Here is a 17,239-nt window from a genome sequence, read left to right as displayed (position 1 = left end):
GCCCGGGTCCGTTGTTCCAGTCGTGCCCGGGTCCGTTGTTCCGGTCGTGCCCGGGTCCGTTGTTCCGGTCGTGCCCGTTTCCTGCGCCAAAACCGATGAAGAAAGCAAAAGCCCGCTCACGAGACATGCGCACAGCGCCATTTTCATACGAGTTCCATGGTTCAGATGCATACGCTCCTCCATTGCTTACGGTTTTCATCCAAGATGCCCCCCCAAGGCTATCACACCGCGACGGGCAGTCAACACAGCATGCATCACATTCCGCCAGTGGCTACCTCCATCTTGCCCTGATCACGCAGGGTAACCGGGCCGAAGCGCAAACCCGTTCCGGGCTGAGCGGACAGCGACACCCGCCGCACCTCCGGTTCGCTCTCGCCCTGCACGGCCTGCCCCGTCATGCCGATGCCCTCGCGCTCGTGCTGCGCCGAGGAGCCGGACGGCTGCACCGCCTGAGCCGGAGCATGGTCCTGGGCCTGGCCCGACGCGCCCTGGACGGCCTGCTTCAGGTTCTCGCCAGCGGTCTCGTAGTACCGAGGCGAAAGGTCCAGCGCCTTCTCGAACAGGGTCTGCGCCCGCGCCACCTCACCCTTGAGGAGCAGGGCGTAGCCCAAATTGTTCAGGGCGCGGGCGTCGTTCCCCGCAGCGCGGAAGGCGCTCAAGGCCTCGTTCGGGTGCCCCAGGCGCACCAGCAGCAGGCCGAGGTTGTTGGCGCTCAGTTCCGGGTCGCGGGCTTGCCGCATGGCCTGGCGGAACGTGGCCACCGCGCCCTCCGCATCGCCGGACAAAACCTGGGCCACGGCCAGATTGTTCAAAAGCGTCTCGCGAGCGCCCCCCTCATGGGAAGCGGACATCACCTGCGGCAGCACCAGGGCGGCCAGGAACTGCTCCCTGGCCTGGTCCAGCTTGCCCTGGTTCATGAGCAGCACACCCAGATGGCAGCGCGCGCGCCAGCTGTCCGGAGCCAGGGTCACGGCCCGCTCAAAGTACCGGCGGGCCTCGTCGGTCCTGCCCAGCCGCTCGCTGGCCTGACCGGCTCCGTAGAAAGCCCCCGCGGACTTCGGGCTGGCGACCTGGGCCAGCCGGAAGGCCTCCAGGGCCGTCTCGGGCCGCTTCAGCCGCAGCAGCGCCTGCCCCTTCTTGAGCAGCAGCCCCGCATCGCCGGGACGGGCCACCATCGCCTTGTCATAGCCCTCCACAGCCAGCAGGACGCGCCCGGAGTTCATCTGCACGTCGGCCACGAACTCCTGCCGGGCGGAATTAACCGGATCAAGCAGCGCCTCGCCGCCGTTGTCCTGGCGGGCGGCGCAGGCGGGAAGCGTCAGCACAAGGGCGGCGAGCAGCAGAAACGCGTTGGCGGAAGGTGAACGCATGACGGCCTCCTTACTGGCCCATGCGGGAGAAGACCTGCATGAACTGGATCACGGCGGGCCCGATGAGCACGACGAACAGCACCGGGAAGATGCACAGCACCAGCGGAAACATGAGCTTGGTGGGCAGCTTGGCGGCGGTTTCCTCCGCGCGCTGGAAGCGGCTGGTGCGCAGCGTGTCGGAGTAGACGCGCAGGGTGCGCGCCACGCTGATGCCGAAGGTGTCGGCCTGCACGAGCAGCGTCACCAGACTCTGCACATCCTCGATGCCCGTGCGCTCGGCCAGGTCCTTCAAGGCCTGCTGGCGCGGGCGTCCGGCGCGCATCTCAAGCGTCATGGTGCGCAGCTCGCCGCTGATGGCCGGCGCGGACTCGGCAAGCTCCTCGCTCACCCGGTGGATGGCCTGATCGAGCCCCATGCCCGACTCCACGCAGACCACAAGCAGGTCCAGGGCGTCCGGCAACTCGCACAGCAGCGACAGGCGTCGCGCGGCCATGCGGCGGCGCAGCCACATGCCGGGCAGCAGCGTCCCCAGGCTGGCCAGGGCCAGCGCCCCGATAATGGTGATCTGCAGGGACGGGGCCACGGGCAGAATCCAGGCGACGCCGAGGAACAGGCTGGGCGGGATGAGCATGAGGGCGGCCTTGGCCCCGTGAAAGGCCTGCACCGCATTCGGCCCGCGCAGACCCGCGCGGACGAGGTCGAGCTTGGTCTGGTCCAGGCTGTCGGCGTCCTTTGGCCCCAGGCGCCTGCCCAGCTCGCTCACCAGGGCCGAGGCAAGGTCCTGCAAGCGGCCCAGGCCCGACGAAGCGGGCGCGCCAGCCCCGTTGACGCCCGCGAAGCCCGCCACCTTGCCGCGCAGGCGCTGGGTGCGCTCGGCCTCGCGCCGGGCGTTCAGCACGCCGAAGCCCAGCAGCAACACCGAGGCGAAGGCCAGGATCGAAGCCAGCAGCGGGATGAGGGTGGCGTTTTGCATGGCGCGCCTCCTAGACCTTGAAGTTGACCATGCGGCGGATGACGAAATACCCCATGGTCATGGACACCAGGGCCGACTTGATCATGAGCCTGCCCAGGGGCTCGGTGACCAGAAGCGACATGTAGTCGGGCTTGATGAGGTAGAGCATGCCCGCCGCCGCGAAGGGCAGCGCCAGCAGCACCAGCGCCGAGATGCGGCCCTCGGCCGAGAGGATGCGGATGCGGCCGTGGATCTTGAAACGCTCGCGGATGAGCGCGGCGGTATTGCCGATGATCTCCGAGAGGTTGCCGCCCGTCTCGCGCTGGATGTTCACCGAGACCACGAAGAACTTGAGGTCGAGCGAGTCCACACGGTCCATGAGGTTGTGCAGGGCCTTCTCCACGTCCATGCCGAAGTTGATCTCGTCCAGCGTGATGGCGAACTCCGGTCCGATGGGGTCGTGGAATTCGTCGGCCACCATGCGCATGCCGCCGGCGAAGGTGTTGCCCGCCTTGAGCGCCCGGGCGATCAGGTCCAGGGCGTCGGGCAGCTGGCGCTGGAGATTGGCCATGCGCGCGGCCCGGCGGCGATACACCCGCACGATGGGCAGCGGGCCGAGGATGGCTGCGGCCACGAGGGCCGCCACAGGCGCTCCGGTGGCCAGCATGACGACGACGAAGGCCACCGCGCAGAGCACGGCCGAGGCAAGCAGGTACAAGCCAGGCGTACCCGTCATCTTGGCCTGGCGGATGACGCGCTCGAACTTGCTGGTCCAGCGCAGGTCGGCCAGCAGCCGGTGGAACCAGGGCACCTCGCTGTAGACCGTGCGGCGCACGATGTCCTGGGCCGAGACGTTCGGCCCGGCCAAGGTCAAAGCCTGGACCCGCTCGCTCACGCGCTCCTGGCGCTTGCGCGCCGCGGCGCCCAGGGCGTTCATGACGAACAGGACGAAGAACAGGGTGGCCAGGGCCAGGATCAGGGCGATGAGGCCGGGCATGACAGCCTCCTTACGCGGCCCCGTTCAAGGGGGCGAAAAGGTGCTGGTCCAGGGTCACGCCCCTGGCCGCCAAGCGGTCGGAGAACTTGGGCCGGATGCCGCGCGAAACGAAGCGTCCCTTGACCTTGCCGCGTTCGTCCAGGCCGGTCTGCTCAAAGGCGAAGATCTCCTGCATGGTGATCATCTCACCCTCCATGCCGGTGATTTCCTGGAAGCTGATGAGCTTGCGGCTGCCGTCCATGAGGCGCGAAACCTGGATGATGACGTCGATGGCCGAGCTGACGTAGCGCTTGAGCGACACGTCGGAAATGTTCAGTCCCGCCATGGCGACCATGGTCTCCAGGCGCATGAGCGCGTCGCGGGGGGTGTTGGCGTGGATGGTGGCCAGCGAGCCGTCGTGGCCGGTGTTCATGGCCTGGAGCATGTCCAGGGCCTCGGCCCCGCGCACCTCGCCGATGATGATGCGGTCCGGGCGCATGCGCAGGCAGTTCTTGACCAGTTCGCGCTGGGTCACCTCGCCCCGGCCCTCGATGTTCATGGGCCTGGTCTCCAGGCGCACCACGTGGGCCTGCTTGAGCTGCAGCTCCGCCGCGTCCTCGATGGTGACGATGCGCTCCTCCTCGGGGATGAAGCGCGAGAGCACGTTCAGCATGGTGGTCTTGCCCGAGCCAGTGCCGCCGGAGATGAGCACGTTCAGGCTGCAATGCACGATCCCCTTCAGCACCTCGCCGATCTCGGGGGGCAGCGCGCCGAAGCGGATCAGGTCGTCCAGCTCCAGCGGGTCCTTGGAAAACTTGCGGATGGACAGCGACGGACCGTCGATGGCCAGCGGCGGGATGATGGCGTTGACGCGGGAGCCGTCGGCCAGGCGGGCGTCGACCATGGGCGAGGACTCGTCCACGCGCCTGCCCACGCGGGAGACGATGCGGTCGATGATCTTGCGCAGGTGGTCGTCGTCCTTGAACCGGGCCGGGGTGAGCTCCAGGACGCCCCTGCGCTCCACGTAGATGTTGCGGTAGCCGTTGACCAGGATGTCGTTGACGGTGGGATCCTTCACAAAGGGCTCAAGCGGCCCCAGGCCCAGCACCTCGTCCTCGATCTCGCCCAGCAGGCTCCTGCGCTCGCTTAAGTTGAGCGGGGCCTGGGCAAAGTCTTCGCGCAGGATGCGCTCCACCACGCGGTTGATCTCCTGTCGCATCTCCTCCCTGGGCAGGGAGTCCAGAAGTGAGAGGTCCAGCACGTCGATGAGGCGGTCGTGGATGCGGTTCTTGATCTCGTGGTACTGGTCGCTGCGGGCATGCTCGGCCTTGGCGGCGTCGGCCTTCGCCTGGGACTTGGCCGGGGCCGGAGCCTCGGCAACGGGCTGGACAGGGGCCGGTCGCGGCGCGACGATGGCGGACAAGGGGGCGGGCCGGGTGGCGCCGCAGGGCTGGGCGGTCTTTTGAAGTCGGGCGGCAAGATCCATGGTGCACCTCACGCGCCCCGGTGGGCCAGCGAGAGGCCCAGCGGGGAGTTGCGCAGCCTGGCCCAAAGCGAGCCGGACGTCTTGGCCTGGGTCGCCTGGGGGGGCACGTCGCGGCACAGGCCGCGGGCCATGGCGGCCAGGCCCTTGGACATGGCCGAGCGGGGGTCGGCCTCGGCCAGGGTCTTGCCCTGGTTTATGGCCGAAAGGGCGGCCTGGTAGTCGTTGACCACGGCCCAGGCGATGGGCTGCTGCAGGATGCTCTCGGCCTCGCTGGTGCCGATGTCGGACTCGGAGGTCTTGCGGTTGGCCACCAGGCGCAGGCGGGGCAGCAGGCGCGGGCTGGTGGCCCGCACGGCCTCCAGGAAGCGCTTGGCACGGGCCAGGCACGGCAGGGAGAGGTCCATGACCAGCAGCACGTCGTCGGCCAGGTCCAGGGCCTCGAGGATGGCCTCGTCGTGGCCGGTGCCAGCGTCGATGACAACCTGGGCGTAACTGCGGCGCAATAGTTCCAGAATCTGGCGCAGCACTGCCGGGTCCAGGGCGGCCTCGGCGCTGAAGTCCGGCGCGGGCAGCACGGCCAGGCCCGAGTGGTGCCGGGCCATGACGCTCTCCAGGTAGGTGGCGTCCAGGCGCTCAACGTTGGCGGCAACGTCGGCCCAGGTGTAGGTGTGGTCCAGGTCCAGAAAGATGGGCGTCTCGCCCTGGGGCTGCGCCAGGTCCACGAGCGCAGTGCGGCCGGAGCCCTGGCGGGTCAGCGCGTCGGCCAGGTTCACCGCGATGGTGGTGGTGCCGATGCCGCCCTTGGCGCCCAGCACCAGGACGATGCGCCCGTCCTGCCCATCGGACTGCGGCAGCGGGGCGGCCAGGGGCTGCGGGACATGGCGCTGCTGCAGGCGCGCCAGCGCGGCGCGCAGGTCCGCCTCGGCCACGGGCTCGGGCAGGCATTCGCTGATGCCCGCGCGCATGGCCGAGAGCAGCACTTCCGGGGCCGGGGCCGAGCCTACCAGCACCACGGGGGGCATCCCCGCAGGCGCCTGGGCGTCCTGGCCCGACAACTTTGCGGCAAGCGCCATGTCCGCGTTCGCGTCCGCGTCCAGGGCCAGCAACACCAGGTCGGCATGCCGCGCGGCGTCGCGGGGCAGCACCTCCACCTCGGCCAGGGCGGCCAGGCCTTGCGCAAGTGCCTCCCGGCGCGTTTCAAGGACGGCGTCCACTGTGACGATGATCTTCCGGCTGTTCATGGCGCGCCTCCTTATTGCCTCGATGCGTCTTCCCGGGGTGTTAGTTCGCGCCCCGGCTGGAGTCCTGAATGAGCCTTGCCACGGCGAGCATGCCGTTGCCGGTGCCGTTGGGCCCGGGCGAGTACGGCACGGCCTTCAGGAACCTGCCCGTGACGTCACCCCTGCAGTTGATGCCCTCGACGAAGATCGCGCCCAGGTGCAGCACGGTGACGTAGGTGCGCCCGGAGCTCGGCGGGTAGCGCGGATCGTAGAAGGGGATGATGGCCACGCGCGGGCTCATGAGCGGATCCTTGAAGGCGCTGCCCTTGATGGACTGGGTGGCGACGTCCCAATACGCTCCCGAATCCTCGGACAGAAGGCTCTGCACGCCCTGCTTGGTGGGGCCGACCTTGTTGCCGGGCTCGGTCTGCAGTTGGTCGCCGGGGGCCACGAGCGAGGTGCTCGCCACGCCCGTGCCCGCGATGTTGGCGCTGTATTCCGCAGCGCCCGTGACGGGCGTGTCCCGGTTCAGCGCCGGGTAATCGATGGCGTTGTACTGGCTGGGCACGATGACGTCGTGGGGGTCGCCTTCCTTGAGCACGACCTGCTTGCCAAGGTCGGAGGAGTCGAAGCCCTGCACCACGATGGAGGCCATCTCCGGCGCGCTGTCCACGTCAAGCACGCCGTTGTTGTAGTTGCCCGACCACTGGGTATCGGCCTTGTCGTTCCAGGTGAACTTGGTGGCCACGCTCCAGGGCTTGAGGTTCATGCTGGAGTTGGGGTTGAAGATGCCCGCGCGCGCCTTGGCCGAAAGGTCGGCCTGCGAAACGCCCACGGCCTTGCCGAAGAACAGGCTCATGGGGTTGCCGCGCGCCTGCACCCGGCGCACCGTGACCTCAACCTGGTTGGGCGAGGTCGTGTCCGGCACGCCGTTCTTGTAGAACACGATGTCCGAGGCCTGCACCGCGACGTCCGGCTGGTCCTGGCTGTCCAGGTTGGCCTTGGCGTATTCCAGGATGACGGCGCTGACCTTGGGCAGGTCCGAACCGTAGGAGATGAGCGCGTTGGCTCCGGCCAGGGCCGCGGCGTCGGCGGAGGTCTGCAGGCTGCTGCGGCGCATGTGCATGGCTCCGAGATCAAGCGCCAGGGCGGCGATGCCCGCGAGGGTTGCCAGGACCAGGGCCATGATGACGCCGGAGGCGCCACGCTCGTCGCGGAACAGGGAATGCTTGGCTGATGTCTTCATGGTGTCCTCCCGCTTACTCGCGCCGGGCCGTGGCCTTGCTGGAGAGGGCTTGGGGGAAAAGCCCTCCCCAGGTGGCCAGGGCGTAGCCGGAGAGGTTGTAGGATACGGTGATCTGCATGGCCGTGCCGCGCGTGGAACCATCCAGGGGCGGGCTCAGGCTCACGCTGACCTTGGACGGGTCGAGCCCGGCGCTTTGCACGTGGTTCAAAACGATCTGCACGGGGTCGTGCCCGCGCGAGGCCTCGAACACGCCCTCGTGAGCGGCGCGGGAAACCGCATGGCTCACGTCCAGGTAGCGGCTGAAGTCAACCAAACCCAGCAGCATCGGGGCCAGCACCAGGGACACCGCCATGGCGAACTCCAACGTGGCCGACCCCTTCTCGCGCTTCTTCCTGTCAGTATTCATGGCGTCCTCCTTACGGCTGGTGGACCATGACGGAGGTTGACGACAATATCCTGTGGCCCGCGATCTCGGGCACCAGGTCTGCCAGCAGCAGGAAGTCGAAGCCAACGCTCACGGTGACGGCCACCGGGGTGTTGGCGCTGCGGGCGCCGACGACAACCGAGGGCGGAGTCTTGATGCCGCCGTCGGCCACGCGCTTGCTGGCCAGGTCGGCCACGGCGGCGTCGCTGGGCTCGGGCAGCACGGCCAGGCGGGCGGCCTCGGCAGCGGCGGAGTTGACCACGGTCTGCGTCCACATGAGCCGGCCGAAGTCCACAAAGGCCAGCATGAGGAGCATGAAGATCGGCAGCAACAGCGCGGCTTCCACGGAGATGGACCCCCGTTGGCTCCGCACTCGGGCATTACGCGGTGTGGCGTTCATCACTTTGCCTCCTTGACCATGAGGATTGCGTCCAGCTTGGGCTCCTTGGCCTTGCCGGTCTGGGGGTCGACCTCGGAACTCTTGCGGTAGCCATCCAGTGCGTTCTTGGCGAACACCCCGTCCAGACCCGCCACAGGGCGGTCGCTGGCCGGAGTGGGATCAAGCTTCTGGTTCTCCACGGCCATGCGCACGGACATGCCCCAGGTGGCGTCCAGCGCCGGGCGGGTGGGCACCATGCCGCAACCGGCGAGCAGGGCCAGAGCCGAAAGTGTGGAGAAAAGCGTTGCGGTTCGTGCGTTCATGGTGTCCTCCTTACTCGCCCGCGGGCAGGGCCGAGCCGAAACGGCCGTCGAAACCGGAGCCGAGGCCCGGCTTGCCCGTCCGTCCGCCCTCCGCGCTGCCGGTGGAGGCAGGAGCGGACGGCATGGCCTGCGACGTCGGAGCGGCCTCTGCGGATTGCTGCGGCTTCAGGGCTTCGCCCGGCTTGCCTTCCAGCTGTCCCTTGATGAAGAATTCGTAGGGCGTGGGATCCTTCAAGGCGTCCGTGGGCAGGGTCTGCTTGGCCATGTCCAGCGGCTTCACAAGGTGCGGGGTGACGATGATCACCAGCTCGGTCTCGTTCTTGCGGAACTCGCTGCTGCGGAACAGCGCGCCCAGCACCGGCAGGTCGCCCAGGCCGGGGAACTTCTTGATGCTCTCGCGGGTGGTGTCCTTGATGAGCCCGGCGATGGCGAAGCTCTGGCCGCTGGCCAGCTCGACGGTGGTGCTTGCGCGACGGGTGGTCAGGCCGGGGATGCGCCAGCTGTTGATGGTCACGCCCAGCTCGTAGTCCAGCTCGGAAACTTCGGGGTTCACCTGGACGCTGATGCGGCCGCCTTCAAGCACCACGGGGGTGAAGTTGAGGCCCACGCCGAAGGGCTTGTACTCAATGGCCACGGTGCCCAGCGCCTGCGGGATGGGGATGGGCACCTCGCCGCCGGCCAGGAAGCTGGCGCTCTTGCCCGAGAGGCAGATCAGGTTCGGTTCGGCCAGCACCTTCACCAGCCCGTTCTCCTTCAGCGCGTCGATGAAGCCCGTAATGGTGGTGCTGCCGCCCAGATTGGGGGAGACCACGGCGTTGACGTTGGCAGTGGCGGAAAGGGCGCCGCTGGCATAGGTGGTCAACCCGCCGATCATGGTGTGCAGGATGTTCCCACCGGTCATGAGGCTGAAATTGATGCCCAGGCGCTGGAGCACGTTGCGGTTCATCTCGGCCACGCGCACCTCAAGCATCACCTGGTGCACGCCGCCCACGCTCAGCAGGTTCTGGACCTTGCCCGGGGCGAAGGTCTCCGCCAGCGACAGGGCCGTGGCCATGCTGGTGGCGCTCGAAGCGCTGCCCGTGAGGATGATGTTCTTGCCGCTCGTCACGACGCGGATGCCGCGCTCGTTGGGCAGCACGCTCGAGATCATGCGCTTGAGCTGGGTCTGGTCCGGGGACACGTCGAGGTCGTACACGGCCATGACGGCGTCGCCCTGGCCCCAAAGGGTCATGTTGGTCGCGCCCGCGGCCTTGCCGGTCAGGTACACCTGGCGCGGCGACAGCAGCATCACTTCGACGGTGTCGGGAGAGGCGAGGGAAATGCGGCGGATGTCCTGGTCGCTGTTGACGATGATCGAGCGGCCCACGGCCAGTTCCAGAGCCTGCGGGGCCTGGGACACTGTGACGTTCGGCACGGCCTGGATCTGCGGCCGCGGCTGCTGGCGGGGCTGGGCCATGGCGACCGGGGAGCAAATCAAGAGCGCCAGCAGGGCAGCGAAGAGGCTTAGGGGAGAAGCGGCGCGCATGATGGACCTGCCTTTGTTAGAACGTCACCTGGCTGCGCTTGGAGCCGGTGATGATTTCAACCGTGTTGCCCGAGCCGCGAGGCCCGCGCGCCACGCGCGCGGTGCGGTAGGAGGCCAGGGCCGTCTTGACGTCCGCACCCTCGGTGAGCACCACTTCCGTGTCCGAGGCGTTGCGCAGCGCGAAGTGCAGGGTCCCTTGAGTGGAGGCCAGGGCCACCTTCTCGCTCTCCTGCGGGGTCAACTCAAGAGTGTAGATGTCGGCGTGCTGGGCTGCTTCGTCCTTTTCCGAGGTCATCTGCGCGCCAGCGGCCAGCACGGGCACGTTCTCCAGCACCACCTTGGTCATGGAGCTCTGGCCCTTTTCGTCCTTGGGCAGCGTCACCAGCACGTCGACCATGTTGCCGGGGCGGATGAGACCGGCCAGGCCCATGACCTTGTTGCCCTTGACCGCCATGGCGCGCTTGCCATGCGTGATGACCGCGCTGATGCCGCCGGAAGCCGACTCGCCCGACAGGCGCGAAGGCGTGAGCGGCTCGTTGGCGGACATGCCCGAGGCCAGGATGCGCCCCTCGACTTCCTTGACCGTGGTGTAGTGCTGCGCCGGGGTCATGGTCTCGGGGTAGTTCTGCAGGCGCAGCATGTCGGCGCTAAGCTTTGCTCCGGCGGGCAGTTCGCGGGTGGCAACCACCAGCGGCACGGTGCGCACGGCCTGCCCGCGCCCCGCGGTGGCCTTGGCCTGCATCCATTGATAGACGAGAATGCCCGCGCTGAGCGCGAGCAGAAGGGCCATACCCAGCTGGATGATAGACTTGAGCGAACCGTTCATGGCGACCCCCTATCCGACCAGCCAGCCGGAGATGAGCACCGCGCGCGTCATCGCGGCCACGGTGCCCAGGGCGATGGCCAGGCCGTAACAGAGCTTCGGCAGGCCGGGAGTCGCCGGGGCGGGCTGATAATGAAATTCGCCGGTGGCGCAGGTGGCGTACAGGGCCGCGCGCAGGGGCTGGAACACCCCGCGCAGCACGTCCGAACGCCTGGCCAGCACCGCCAGGGCATACACGCCGCCAGCCAGGCTGGTCAGCAGGAAGGCCACCAGCACCACCTGCGGGCCGACCCAGGCGCCCACGGCGGCCATGAGCTTCACGTCGCCGCCGCCCATGACCCGAAGCAGGAAGGGCGAGAGCATGAGGCCGAAGCCCACGCCCAGACCGGCGAGACTGAACCAGAGGCCCTGAGGCCCCTGGATCAGCAGGTGGTAGGCCAGCGCCACAAGGGCGGTGGGAACAGTGAGGATGTTGGGAATGCGCTGACTGCGCAGGTCGATGACGGTGGCCACGGCCAGGGAGAGGATGACTGCTGCGAAGATGATGGGGTCCATGGCTCTCTCCCTCGTGTCATTCGGTGTGGGGCTTAGGGCCCGGACGGGGCCGTGGTGTCTGCTCCCACGTCCCCCGTCCGGTTCCGGCGGTCCAGCCGCCTGCTGTGCCTTAAGCTCGACATTGCCTTGGCTCTGCTCGCGACGGGTGGCGAAGTTGATTAGCCACCGGCTCCGGGCATGGCGTTGGTGATGGTCTGGAAAGTTCCCTGCACGCGGGTGCCAAGCGCGGTGACCGCGCCCACGATGACGGCGGCGATGAGGGCGGCGATGAGGCCATACTCAAGAGCGGTGGCGCCTTCCTCGTCACGGGTCAGCTGCATCAGTCTGGTCAACATGGTGTCCTCCTGGGGTTTAAGTTTTGCGTTATGTTCCGGCTCTGCGATTGATTCCTGATCTCCATTGAGCAACCTGCGTGCCAGTATCACAACGGACGCCATGAAATGCGTCAGACTTAATTATAAATGTTTAATAACATGGTGTTACTGAATCAACGCAATCATGCCGAGGCAACGCCATTCGTCAACAGCGGACCAGCGTTAATCCATTTTTTATGGTGTGCGGTTACACACTCAGACGGCTATGGCGGATGTGAAAAACCAAACTGGAGAGCGCTTGCTGCGACAACCAACCAGAATGAATGCGGATTATGAAAAATACACAAATCGTGGACTGTAGACACCCGTAGATGTCGACATCCATTAATAATGAACCATATTGTTCAGGTCGGGATTATCTCGGCGGGGTCGATGGCGTGCTTCTGGATCTTGTTCCAGAGGTTGGTGGGGGTGATGCCCAGGGCCTTGGCGGCACGGGTCTGAACGCCGCCTGCCTGACGCAGGGCCGCAAGGATGAGGCTGCGTTCAACCTCGTTCAGGGTATCGCGCAGGGACAGGGGCTGCCCGGTCGCGTCCGCAACCAATACCTGAGCGCCCTCGGCCAGGGCCATCTCCACGTCGGCGGCGGTGATGACGCCGGAGCGGCTGAAGATGGCGGCGCGCTCCACAACGTTGGCGAACTGGCGAACGTTTCCCGGCCAGTTGTGCGCCATGAGCCTGTCCAGGGCGGCCTGCCCCGGCGGCGGGATGTCCGCGCCGGTGCGCTCGTTGAACTGGCGCACGAAATGCGCGGCCAAAAGCGGGATGTCCTCTTTGCGTTCGCGCAGGGCGGGCAGGTGGATGGCGGCCACGTTCAAGCGGTAGTACAGGTCCTCGCGAAAGGCCTTGTCGGCCACGCGCCGGGCCAGGTCCACGTTGGTGGCGGCGATGATGCGCACGTCGAACCGCAGGGGCTTGGCGCCGCCCACACGCTCGGACTGCTTCTGCTCCACCGCGCGCAACAGTTTCGGCTGAAGGTGCAGGGGCATGTCGCCGATCTCGTCCAGCAACAGGCTGCCACCCTTGGCCAGCTCGAACTTGCCCGCCTTTGCCACGAAGGCTCCGGTGAACGCGCCCTTTTCGTGGCCGAAGAGTTCGCTCTCGAGCAGGTTCTCGGGGATGCTGGCGCAGTTGACCTTCACGAAGGGGCCTGCCGCGCGCGGGCTGGCCTCGTGGATCAGGTCTGCCACCACTTCCTTGCCCGTGCCGGACTCGCCCAGGATGAGCACCGAGGTGTCCAGCGGCGCCACGCGCTCCACAAAGGCCAGCACGGCGCGCATGGCGGGGCTCTCGCCCACGGCGACGCGGCCCGGTCTGCCCTGGCGCAAGGCCTCGCGCAGGGCGCCGAGTTCGCGTTTGAGGGTGCGTTTTTCCAGGGTTCGCCCGACAACGATCTGCATCTCGCTCAGGCGGAAGGGCTTGGTGAAGAAGTCGCTGGCGCCCTGGCGGATGGCGTCGAGCGCGGTTTCGTGGTCGGTGTAGGCGGTCATGACGATAATCTCGGTGCCGGGCGAGGCCTCGCGCAGCAGCGGGATGGCCTCCACGCCGGTCATGCCGGGCAGGCGCACGTCGGAGAGGATGAGGTCGAAGCCGTTGCCTTCGAGTGCCTGGAAGCGGGCCTGGGCCACGCCGTCCTCCGCGCTTCCGGCCGGCACCACCTCATGCCCGAGGTCGGCCAGGGCCTCGCCCAGCATGCGCCGGAAGGCCTCGTCGTCCTCGATGAGCAGAATCCTGCTGGGCATGGCGTCGACCTCCGTGGACCACTTCAGGATTTGTGGATTCTACACGAGGAACGGACAAAAGCAAAGCGGCCCGCCAGTTCCCCGGCGAGCCGCTCAGATGTCGCGATATTTCCGTCCCTACGGCCTGCAACCGCCCTCGCCGCAGGCGAAGATGCGCTCGATGACCTTGAGCACTTCCAGCCCGTCCTCGCCCGTGATGGGAACCGGGGTCTTGTCGCTCACGGCCGCCAAAAATGCCGTCAGCTCGGCCTTCACCGGCTCGCGGTAGATCATGGGCCACTCGCGCACGGAGTAGCTCTTGTCGTAGGTGGAGAACTGGCTGTATTCCTTCACGTCCTGGGTCACCAGGTCGGCGGTGATGAACTTGCTCTTGCAGGCCACGCGGATCTTGCGCGACTTGTACGGCGTCACCCAGTTGGTGTTCACGTTGGCCAGCACGCCGGAGGTCATCTGCGCGGTGATGAGCGCGTTGTCCTCGTGCCCGCCGCTGCTGCTGGTCATGACCGCGTACACGTTCTGGAACTCCGAGCCGGTGAGGAAGCGGATGAGGTCGATGTCGTGCGAGCCCAGGTCGCGGATGACGCCCACGTCCTGGATGCGCGGCGGGTACGGTCCCACGCGCTCGATCTGGATGGAGATGACGTCGTCGCCCACCAGTTCCTTCACGCGCTGCACCGCCGGGTTGAAGCGCTCGATGTGCCCGACCATGAGCGGCACGCCCTTCTGCTTGGCGGCGGCCACCAGGTCCGCGCCCTCGGCGGAGGTGGCGGCCAGCGGTTTCTCGATGAGCAGGGCCGCGCCGCTGGCGATGACCTTGAGTCCCACGGAATGGTGCAGGCTTGTGGGCACGCAAACGCTCACAGCGTCCAGCCCCTTGGCCAGCAGGTCGTCCAGGTTGGTGTACGTGGGCACGCCGAAACGCGCGGCCACATCGTCCAGGGCGGCCTGATCCGTGTCGACCACGCCCATGATTTCAACCCCGTGCATCTCGCTGTAGTTGCGCAGGTGCACTTTCCCCATCCAGCCCAGGCCGATGACGCCGACTTTCAACATGACTCACTCCAGTTTCATGACTGACGCCCGGCATTGGCGCGGGCATCGGGATTCCTACATGCTCCGCCCCGGCAATGCAACCCGCGCCATTCAATCCACCCCCGCCGGGCTTGCCGCCATGCTGGATTAACGGTAGTTTACGCCAATGAACACCACCGGACCCATTTGGATCAGCGCGGGCGAGGCCTCCGGCGACATCCACGCCGCTTCGCTCCTTGGTGCGTTGCTCGAACGCCAGCCCGGCCTGAAGGCCGTGGGCATGGGCGGCCCGGCGCTCACAAGGGCTGGCTGCGACGTGCTCTTCCCCATGCGCCTCATCTCGCTTGTGGGCTTCACCGAGGTATTCTCCGGCCTGCCACGCATCCTGAAACTGCTCGGCGAGGTCAAGCGCGCGCTCATCGAAACGAAGCCGCGCGCCATCATCCTCATCGACTGCCCAGACTTCCACTTCCGCGTTGCCCGCATGGCGAAAAAGCTCGGCATCCCGGTCTACTATTACGTGAGCCCGCAGGTCTGGGCCTGGCGCTCGGGGCGGGTTGAATTCCTGCGCCGGTTCACGCGCAAGGTGCTGTGCATCCTGCCCTTTGAGAGGGACTTCTACGCTGCGCGCGGCATGGACGTGGACTACGTGGGGCACCCGCTCATGGACCAGATGCCGCTGGCCGAACTCGACGCCATCCGGCCCGACCCGAACCTGCTGGGTCTTTTGCCCGGTAGCCGCCGAAAAGAAATCAGCACCCTTTTGCCGGAATTCGCCAAGGCCGCCCAACTGCTTCGGCGCGAGTTCCCGAATCTGCGTGTGGCCCTGGCCCGCGCCCCAGGGCTGGATCCGGAGTACCTGCGCTCCTTTCTGCCGCCGGAATTGCCGGTGGAGATAGTCGAGCCGGATGACCGCTACCGCTTGATGCGCGCGAGCAGAGTGCTGCTCGCCGCCTCGGGCACGGTGACCCTTGAGGCAGCGCTCATCGGCACGCCCACCGTCGTCGCCTACCGGCTTTCGGCCTTGAGCTACGCCATCGGAAAACTTGTCATCCAGGTCAAGTGGGCCAGCCTCGCAAACCTCATCATGGGCCGTGAGGTGTTCCCCGAACTGCTGCAGGACAAGGCCACCGCGCAATATTTCGCCGCGCGGTTGCGAGGCTGGATCGCCGATGAGAAGGCCCTGGAGGCGGCACGCGCCGACCTGGCTGGCCTGCGGGAACGCGTGGGCGGACCGGGTGCCGCCGGGCGCGCTGCAGACATCATCTTGAACGACCTGCGCGCAATGTCGCGCTAGAACGGAGCGAACAATGGAAGCTGTGCGCGTGTACGCAGATATACACGGGCTTTCGCCCGAGGCTTTTGAAGAAATCCGGCAGTCCATGCCCTTTGACCAGGTGGTCTACAAGGACCGCATCCTGGCAGTGGACTTTGAGGGGCACTACATCGACGTGGAGCCGTTCCTCAACGACTGCGCGCGCCTCATGGACGACGACGGCTGGGGCAAGCTCGATTTCATCGACCAGATCGACTACGCCCTCACTCGCTATGTCATCAAAAAAGGTTCGTACACGACCAAGGATGTCATGGTCGACAACGTGGTGGAAGGGATGAGCTAACGCAAGGAGCTGTGCATGAGCCTGATCGGCAATCTCATTTGGATTATTTTCGGTGGGCTCGTGATGGGAATCGGCTGGTATCTGCTGGGCGTCCTCATGTTCGTTTCCATTATCGGCATCCCCTGGGGCCGGGCCTGCTTCATGCTCGGCAGCTTCTGCCTCTGGCCCTTCGGCCGAGAGATCGTCAGCCGCCGTACAGTCACCGGCCAGGACGACATCGGCACTGGCCCTCTTGGCCTCGTCGGCAACATCATCTGGTTCTGCTGTGGAGGCGTTTGGCTGGCCATCGGGCACCTGGCGTCCGCGTTGGTGTGTTTTCTTACCATCATCGGCATTCCCTTCGGCCTCCAGCACCTGAAACTGGTCGGCGCCAGCATGGCCCCCATCGGCAAGACGGTGGTGGAGAAGAGCTGAATTCGCACCGAGACACTCATCACACGCGATTTACACGTCACATGTCGCGTCCCTTGCTCCCGAGGTGCGACGCCGGCACGTCTACGCTTAGCAACTGGCCTGCGAGACTTTTCGAGAGCCACGGTGGCAAACCGCATCGAAATCTTCGTCATCATAGCCTAGCAAACAGTCCAGAACTCCGCCCCTAATACGCCCGCACCGATCCTCTCGATATGTCCCTGTGAACTGCCTCCAGGGTTCTCGTGCCGGATAGAGCAGCAGTTGTCACATCGCATGAGGTGGAGCCCCATGGTGGTCGGAGGTCTTAAGAGCACTGCGCCAAGGTTGATGCCCGGCACACACACTTGTGGATGTCGGCGGACATAGCACTCAAACGACTCGACTTACAGGGGGGGGAGGATCTTAGAAATCGCGCCCCCTAAGAAACTGGCAAGTGAGGAGCGACTTGGCATAGTGCGCACGACCAGCATTTCCATTCCAGGCTGATCGCCCACAAGCAACGAAAAAGGCTCCATCTTTCGACGGAGCCTTTTAAATAAAGTCCTGGCAGCGACCTACTTTCCCATGATTAGAACCACAGTATCATCGGCGATGGCGGGCTTAACTTCCGAGTTCGGAAAGGGATCGGGTGTACCCCCGCCTCCAAGACCACCAGGACAAATATATAAGTTAGATAGGGGAGAGAGGAGCTTTTTATAAGCTAAAAGCCGCACGACTTATTAGTACCGGTTAGCTAAACGCTTCACAGCGCTTACACGCCCGGCCTATCAACCCGGTGG

The 17,239-nt window shown here is 66.2% G+C and carries 18 protein-coding genes and 2 rRNA genes; 3 read left to right on the top strand and 17 right to left on the bottom strand.

The features are described 5' to 3' along the window. Positions 1-254 precede the first annotated feature (254 nt). From RDU24_RS14825 to RDU24_RS14755, 15 genes are all read right to left on the bottom strand, one after another. Positions 255-1,370 carry a tetratricopeptide repeat protein gene (locus tag RDU24_RS14825; RefSeq protein ID WP_308736556.1) on the bottom strand — a complete coding sequence of 372 codons (1,116 nt, stop codon included), beginning with the start codon at positions 1,368-1,370 and terminating at the stop codon, positions 255-257. 10 nt (positions 1,371-1,380) lie between these two features. Further along, positions 1,381-2,343 carry a type II secretion system F family protein gene (locus RDU24_RS14820; RefSeq protein ID WP_308736555.1) on the bottom strand — a complete coding sequence of 321 codons (963 nt, stop codon included), beginning with the start codon at positions 2,341-2,343 and terminating at the stop codon, positions 1,381-1,383. Between the two features lie 10 nt (positions 2,344-2,353). Next, positions 2,354-3,319, bottom strand: coding sequence for a type II secretion system F family protein (locus tag RDU24_RS14815; protein ID WP_308736554.1), 966 nt, complete (start codon positions 3,317-3,319; stop codon positions 2,354-2,356). 10 nt (positions 3,320-3,329) lie between these two features. Then, entirely contained in the window at positions 3,330-4,784 is a 1,455-nt protein-coding gene (locus RDU24_RS14810; RefSeq protein ID WP_308736553.1) for a CpaF family protein, read from the bottom strand. An 8-nt stretch (positions 4,785-4,792) separates the two neighbouring features. Next, positions 4,793-6,025 carry an AAA family ATPase gene (locus RDU24_RS14805; protein ID WP_308736552.1) on the bottom strand — a complete coding sequence of 411 codons (1,233 nt, stop codon included), beginning with the start codon at positions 6,023-6,025 and terminating at the stop codon, positions 4,793-4,795. A gap of 40 nt (positions 6,026-6,065) precedes the next feature. Then, on the bottom strand, positions 6,066-7,250 hold the full coding sequence (locus RDU24_RS14800) for a TadE/TadG family type IV pilus assembly protein (protein ID WP_308736551.1): 1,185 nt from the start codon (positions 7,248-7,250) through the stop codon (positions 6,066-6,068). 13 nt (positions 7,251-7,263) lie between these two features. Continuing rightward, on the bottom strand, positions 7,264-7,656 hold the full coding sequence (locus RDU24_RS14795; protein WP_308736550.1) for a TadE family protein: 393 nt from the start codon (positions 7,654-7,656) through the stop codon (positions 7,264-7,266). Between the two features lie 10 nt (positions 7,657-7,666). Further along, entirely contained in the window at positions 7,667-8,074 is a 408-nt protein-coding gene (locus tag RDU24_RS14790; protein ID WP_308736549.1) for a TadE family protein, read from the bottom strand. Then, positions 8,074-8,376, bottom strand: coding sequence for a hypothetical protein (locus RDU24_RS14785; protein WP_308736548.1), 303 nt, complete (start codon positions 8,374-8,376; stop codon positions 8,074-8,076). The genes RDU24_RS14790 and RDU24_RS14785 overlap by 1 nt, the downstream gene beginning before the upstream one ends. Before the next feature lie 10 nt (positions 8,377-8,386). Next, positions 8,387-9,901, bottom strand: coding sequence for a type II and III secretion system protein family protein (locus RDU24_RS14780; RefSeq protein ID WP_308736547.1), 1,515 nt, complete (start codon positions 9,899-9,901; stop codon positions 8,387-8,389). Between the two features lie 16 nt (positions 9,902-9,917). Further along, on the bottom strand, positions 9,918-10,727 hold the full coding sequence (cpaB, locus tag RDU24_RS14775; protein WP_308736546.1) for a Flp pilus assembly protein CpaB: 810 nt from the start codon (positions 10,725-10,727) through the stop codon (positions 9,918-9,920). Between the two features lie 9 nt (positions 10,728-10,736). After that, a complete protein-coding gene (locus tag RDU24_RS14770) occupies positions 10,737-11,279 on the bottom strand; it encodes an A24 family peptidase (RefSeq protein WP_308736545.1) in 543 nt (180 codons plus the stop codon). A 158-nt stretch (positions 11,280-11,437) separates the two neighbouring features. After that, positions 11,438-11,614 (bottom strand): Flp family type IVb pilin, encoded by a 177-nt coding sequence (locus RDU24_RS14765; RefSeq protein WP_308736544.1) that lies wholly within the window; start codon positions 11,612-11,614, stop codon positions 11,438-11,440. Positions 11,615-11,997: 383 nt separating this feature from the next. Continuing rightward, on the bottom strand, positions 11,998-13,395 hold the full coding sequence (locus tag RDU24_RS14760) for a sigma-54-dependent transcriptional regulator (RefSeq protein WP_308736543.1): 1,398 nt from the start codon (positions 13,393-13,395) through the stop codon (positions 11,998-12,000). A 117-nt stretch (positions 13,396-13,512) separates the two neighbouring features. Continuing rightward, positions 13,513-14,448 carry a Gfo/Idh/MocA family oxidoreductase gene (locus RDU24_RS14755; protein WP_308736542.1) on the bottom strand — a complete coding sequence of 312 codons (936 nt, stop codon included), beginning with the start codon at positions 14,446-14,448 and terminating at the stop codon, positions 13,513-13,515. A 145-nt stretch (positions 14,449-14,593) separates the two neighbouring features. Between RDU24_RS14755 and lpxB the strand changes: the two genes are divergently transcribed. Genes lpxB through RDU24_RS14740 form a run of 3 tightly spaced genes read left to right on the top strand, consistent with a single transcriptional unit; the run spans position 14,594 to position 16,460 of the window. Continuing rightward, positions 14,594-15,724 carry a lipid-A-disaccharide synthase gene (lpxB, locus tag RDU24_RS14750; RefSeq protein ID WP_308736541.1) on the top strand — a complete coding sequence of 377 codons (1,131 nt, stop codon included), beginning with the start codon at positions 14,594-14,596 and terminating at the stop codon, positions 15,722-15,724. 13 nt (positions 15,725-15,737) lie between these two features. Continuing rightward, the gene (locus RDU24_RS14745) at positions 15,738-16,046 is read left to right on the top strand and encodes a hypothetical protein (protein WP_308736540.1); all 309 of its coding nucleotides are present in this window, start codon (positions 15,738-15,740) and stop codon (positions 16,044-16,046) included. Positions 16,047-16,061: 15 nt separating this feature from the next. Then, a complete protein-coding gene (locus RDU24_RS14740; protein WP_308736539.1) occupies positions 16,062-16,460 on the top strand; it encodes a YccF domain-containing protein in 399 nt (132 codons plus the stop codon). A 541-nt stretch (positions 16,461-17,001) separates the two neighbouring features. Here RDU24_RS14740 and rrf read toward each other — a convergent pair. Further along, positions 17,002-17,116 (bottom strand): 5S ribosomal RNA (rrf, locus tag RDU24_RS14735). A gap of 42 nt (positions 17,117-17,158) precedes the next feature. Next, positions 17,159-17,239 (bottom strand): 23S ribosomal RNA (locus RDU24_RS14730); the annotation flags it as partial.

The organism is Humidesulfovibrio sp., from assembly GCF_031082295.1.
Lineage (GTDB): Bacteria > Desulfobacterota > Desulfovibrionia > Desulfovibrionales > Desulfovibrionaceae > Humidesulfovibrio.
This window is presented reverse-complemented; position numbering and strand designations above follow the sequence as displayed.

Excerpts from the sequence above, each read along its gene's own strand:
- RDU24_RS14825 (WP_308736556.1), bottom strand. The coding sequence starts at position 1,370 with ATGCGTTCACCTTCCGCCAACGCGTTTCTGCTGCTCGCCGCCCTTGTG.
- RDU24_RS14820 (WP_308736555.1), bottom strand. The coding sequence starts at position 2,343 with ATGCAAAACGCCACCCTCATCCCGCTGCTGGCTTCGATCCTGGCCTTC.
- RDU24_RS14815 (WP_308736554.1), bottom strand. The coding sequence starts at position 3,319 with ATGCCCGGCCTCATCGCCCTGATCCTGGCCCTGGCCACCCTGTTCTTC.
- RDU24_RS14810 (WP_308736553.1), bottom strand. The coding sequence starts at position 4,784 with ATGGATCTTGCCGCCCGACTTCAAAAGACCGCCCAGCCCTGCGGCGCC.
- RDU24_RS14805 (WP_308736552.1), bottom strand. The coding sequence starts at position 6,025 with ATGAACAGCCGGAAGATCATCGTCACAGTGGACGCCGTCCTTGAAACG.
- RDU24_RS14800 (WP_308736551.1), bottom strand. The coding sequence starts at position 7,250 with ATGAAGACATCAGCCAAGCATTCCCTGTTCCGCGACGAGCGTGGCGCC.
- RDU24_RS14795 (WP_308736550.1), bottom strand. The coding sequence starts at position 7,656 with ATGAATACTGACAGGAAGAAGCGCGAGAAGGGGTCGGCCACGTTGGAG.
- RDU24_RS14790 (WP_308736549.1), bottom strand. The coding sequence starts at position 8,074 with ATGAACGCCACACCGCGTAATGCCCGAGTGCGGAGCCAACGGGGGTCC.
- RDU24_RS14785 (WP_308736548.1), bottom strand. The coding sequence starts at position 8,376 with ATGAACGCACGAACCGCAACGCTTTTCTCCACACTTTCGGCTCTGGCC.
- RDU24_RS14780 (WP_308736547.1), bottom strand. The coding sequence starts at position 9,901 with ATGCGCGCCGCTTCTCCCCTAAGCCTCTTCGCTGCCCTGCTGGCGCTC.
- cpaB (WP_308736546.1), bottom strand. The coding sequence starts at position 10,727 with ATGAACGGTTCGCTCAAGTCTATCATCCAGCTGGGTATGGCCCTTCTG.
- RDU24_RS14770 (WP_308736545.1), bottom strand. The coding sequence starts at position 11,279 with ATGGACCCCATCATCTTCGCAGCAGTCATCCTCTCCCTGGCCGTGGCC.
- RDU24_RS14765 (WP_308736544.1), bottom strand. The coding sequence starts at position 11,614 with ATGTTGACCAGACTGATGCAGCTGACCCGTGACGAGGAAGGCGCCACC.
- RDU24_RS14760 (WP_308736543.1), bottom strand. The coding sequence starts at position 13,395 with ATGCCCAGCAGGATTCTGCTCATCGAGGACGACGAGGCCTTCCGGCGC.
- RDU24_RS14755 (WP_308736542.1), bottom strand. The coding sequence starts at position 14,448 with ATGTTGAAAGTCGGCGTCATCGGCCTGGGCTGGATGGGGAAAGTGCAC.
- lpxB (WP_308736541.1), top strand. The coding sequence starts at position 14,594 with ATGAACACCACCGGACCCATTTGGATCAGCGCGGGCGAGGCCTCCGGC.
- RDU24_RS14745 (WP_308736540.1), top strand. The coding sequence starts at position 15,738 with ATGGAAGCTGTGCGCGTGTACGCAGATATACACGGGCTTTCGCCCGAG.
- RDU24_RS14740 (WP_308736539.1), top strand. The coding sequence starts at position 16,062 with ATGAGCCTGATCGGCAATCTCATTTGGATTATTTTCGGTGGGCTCGTG.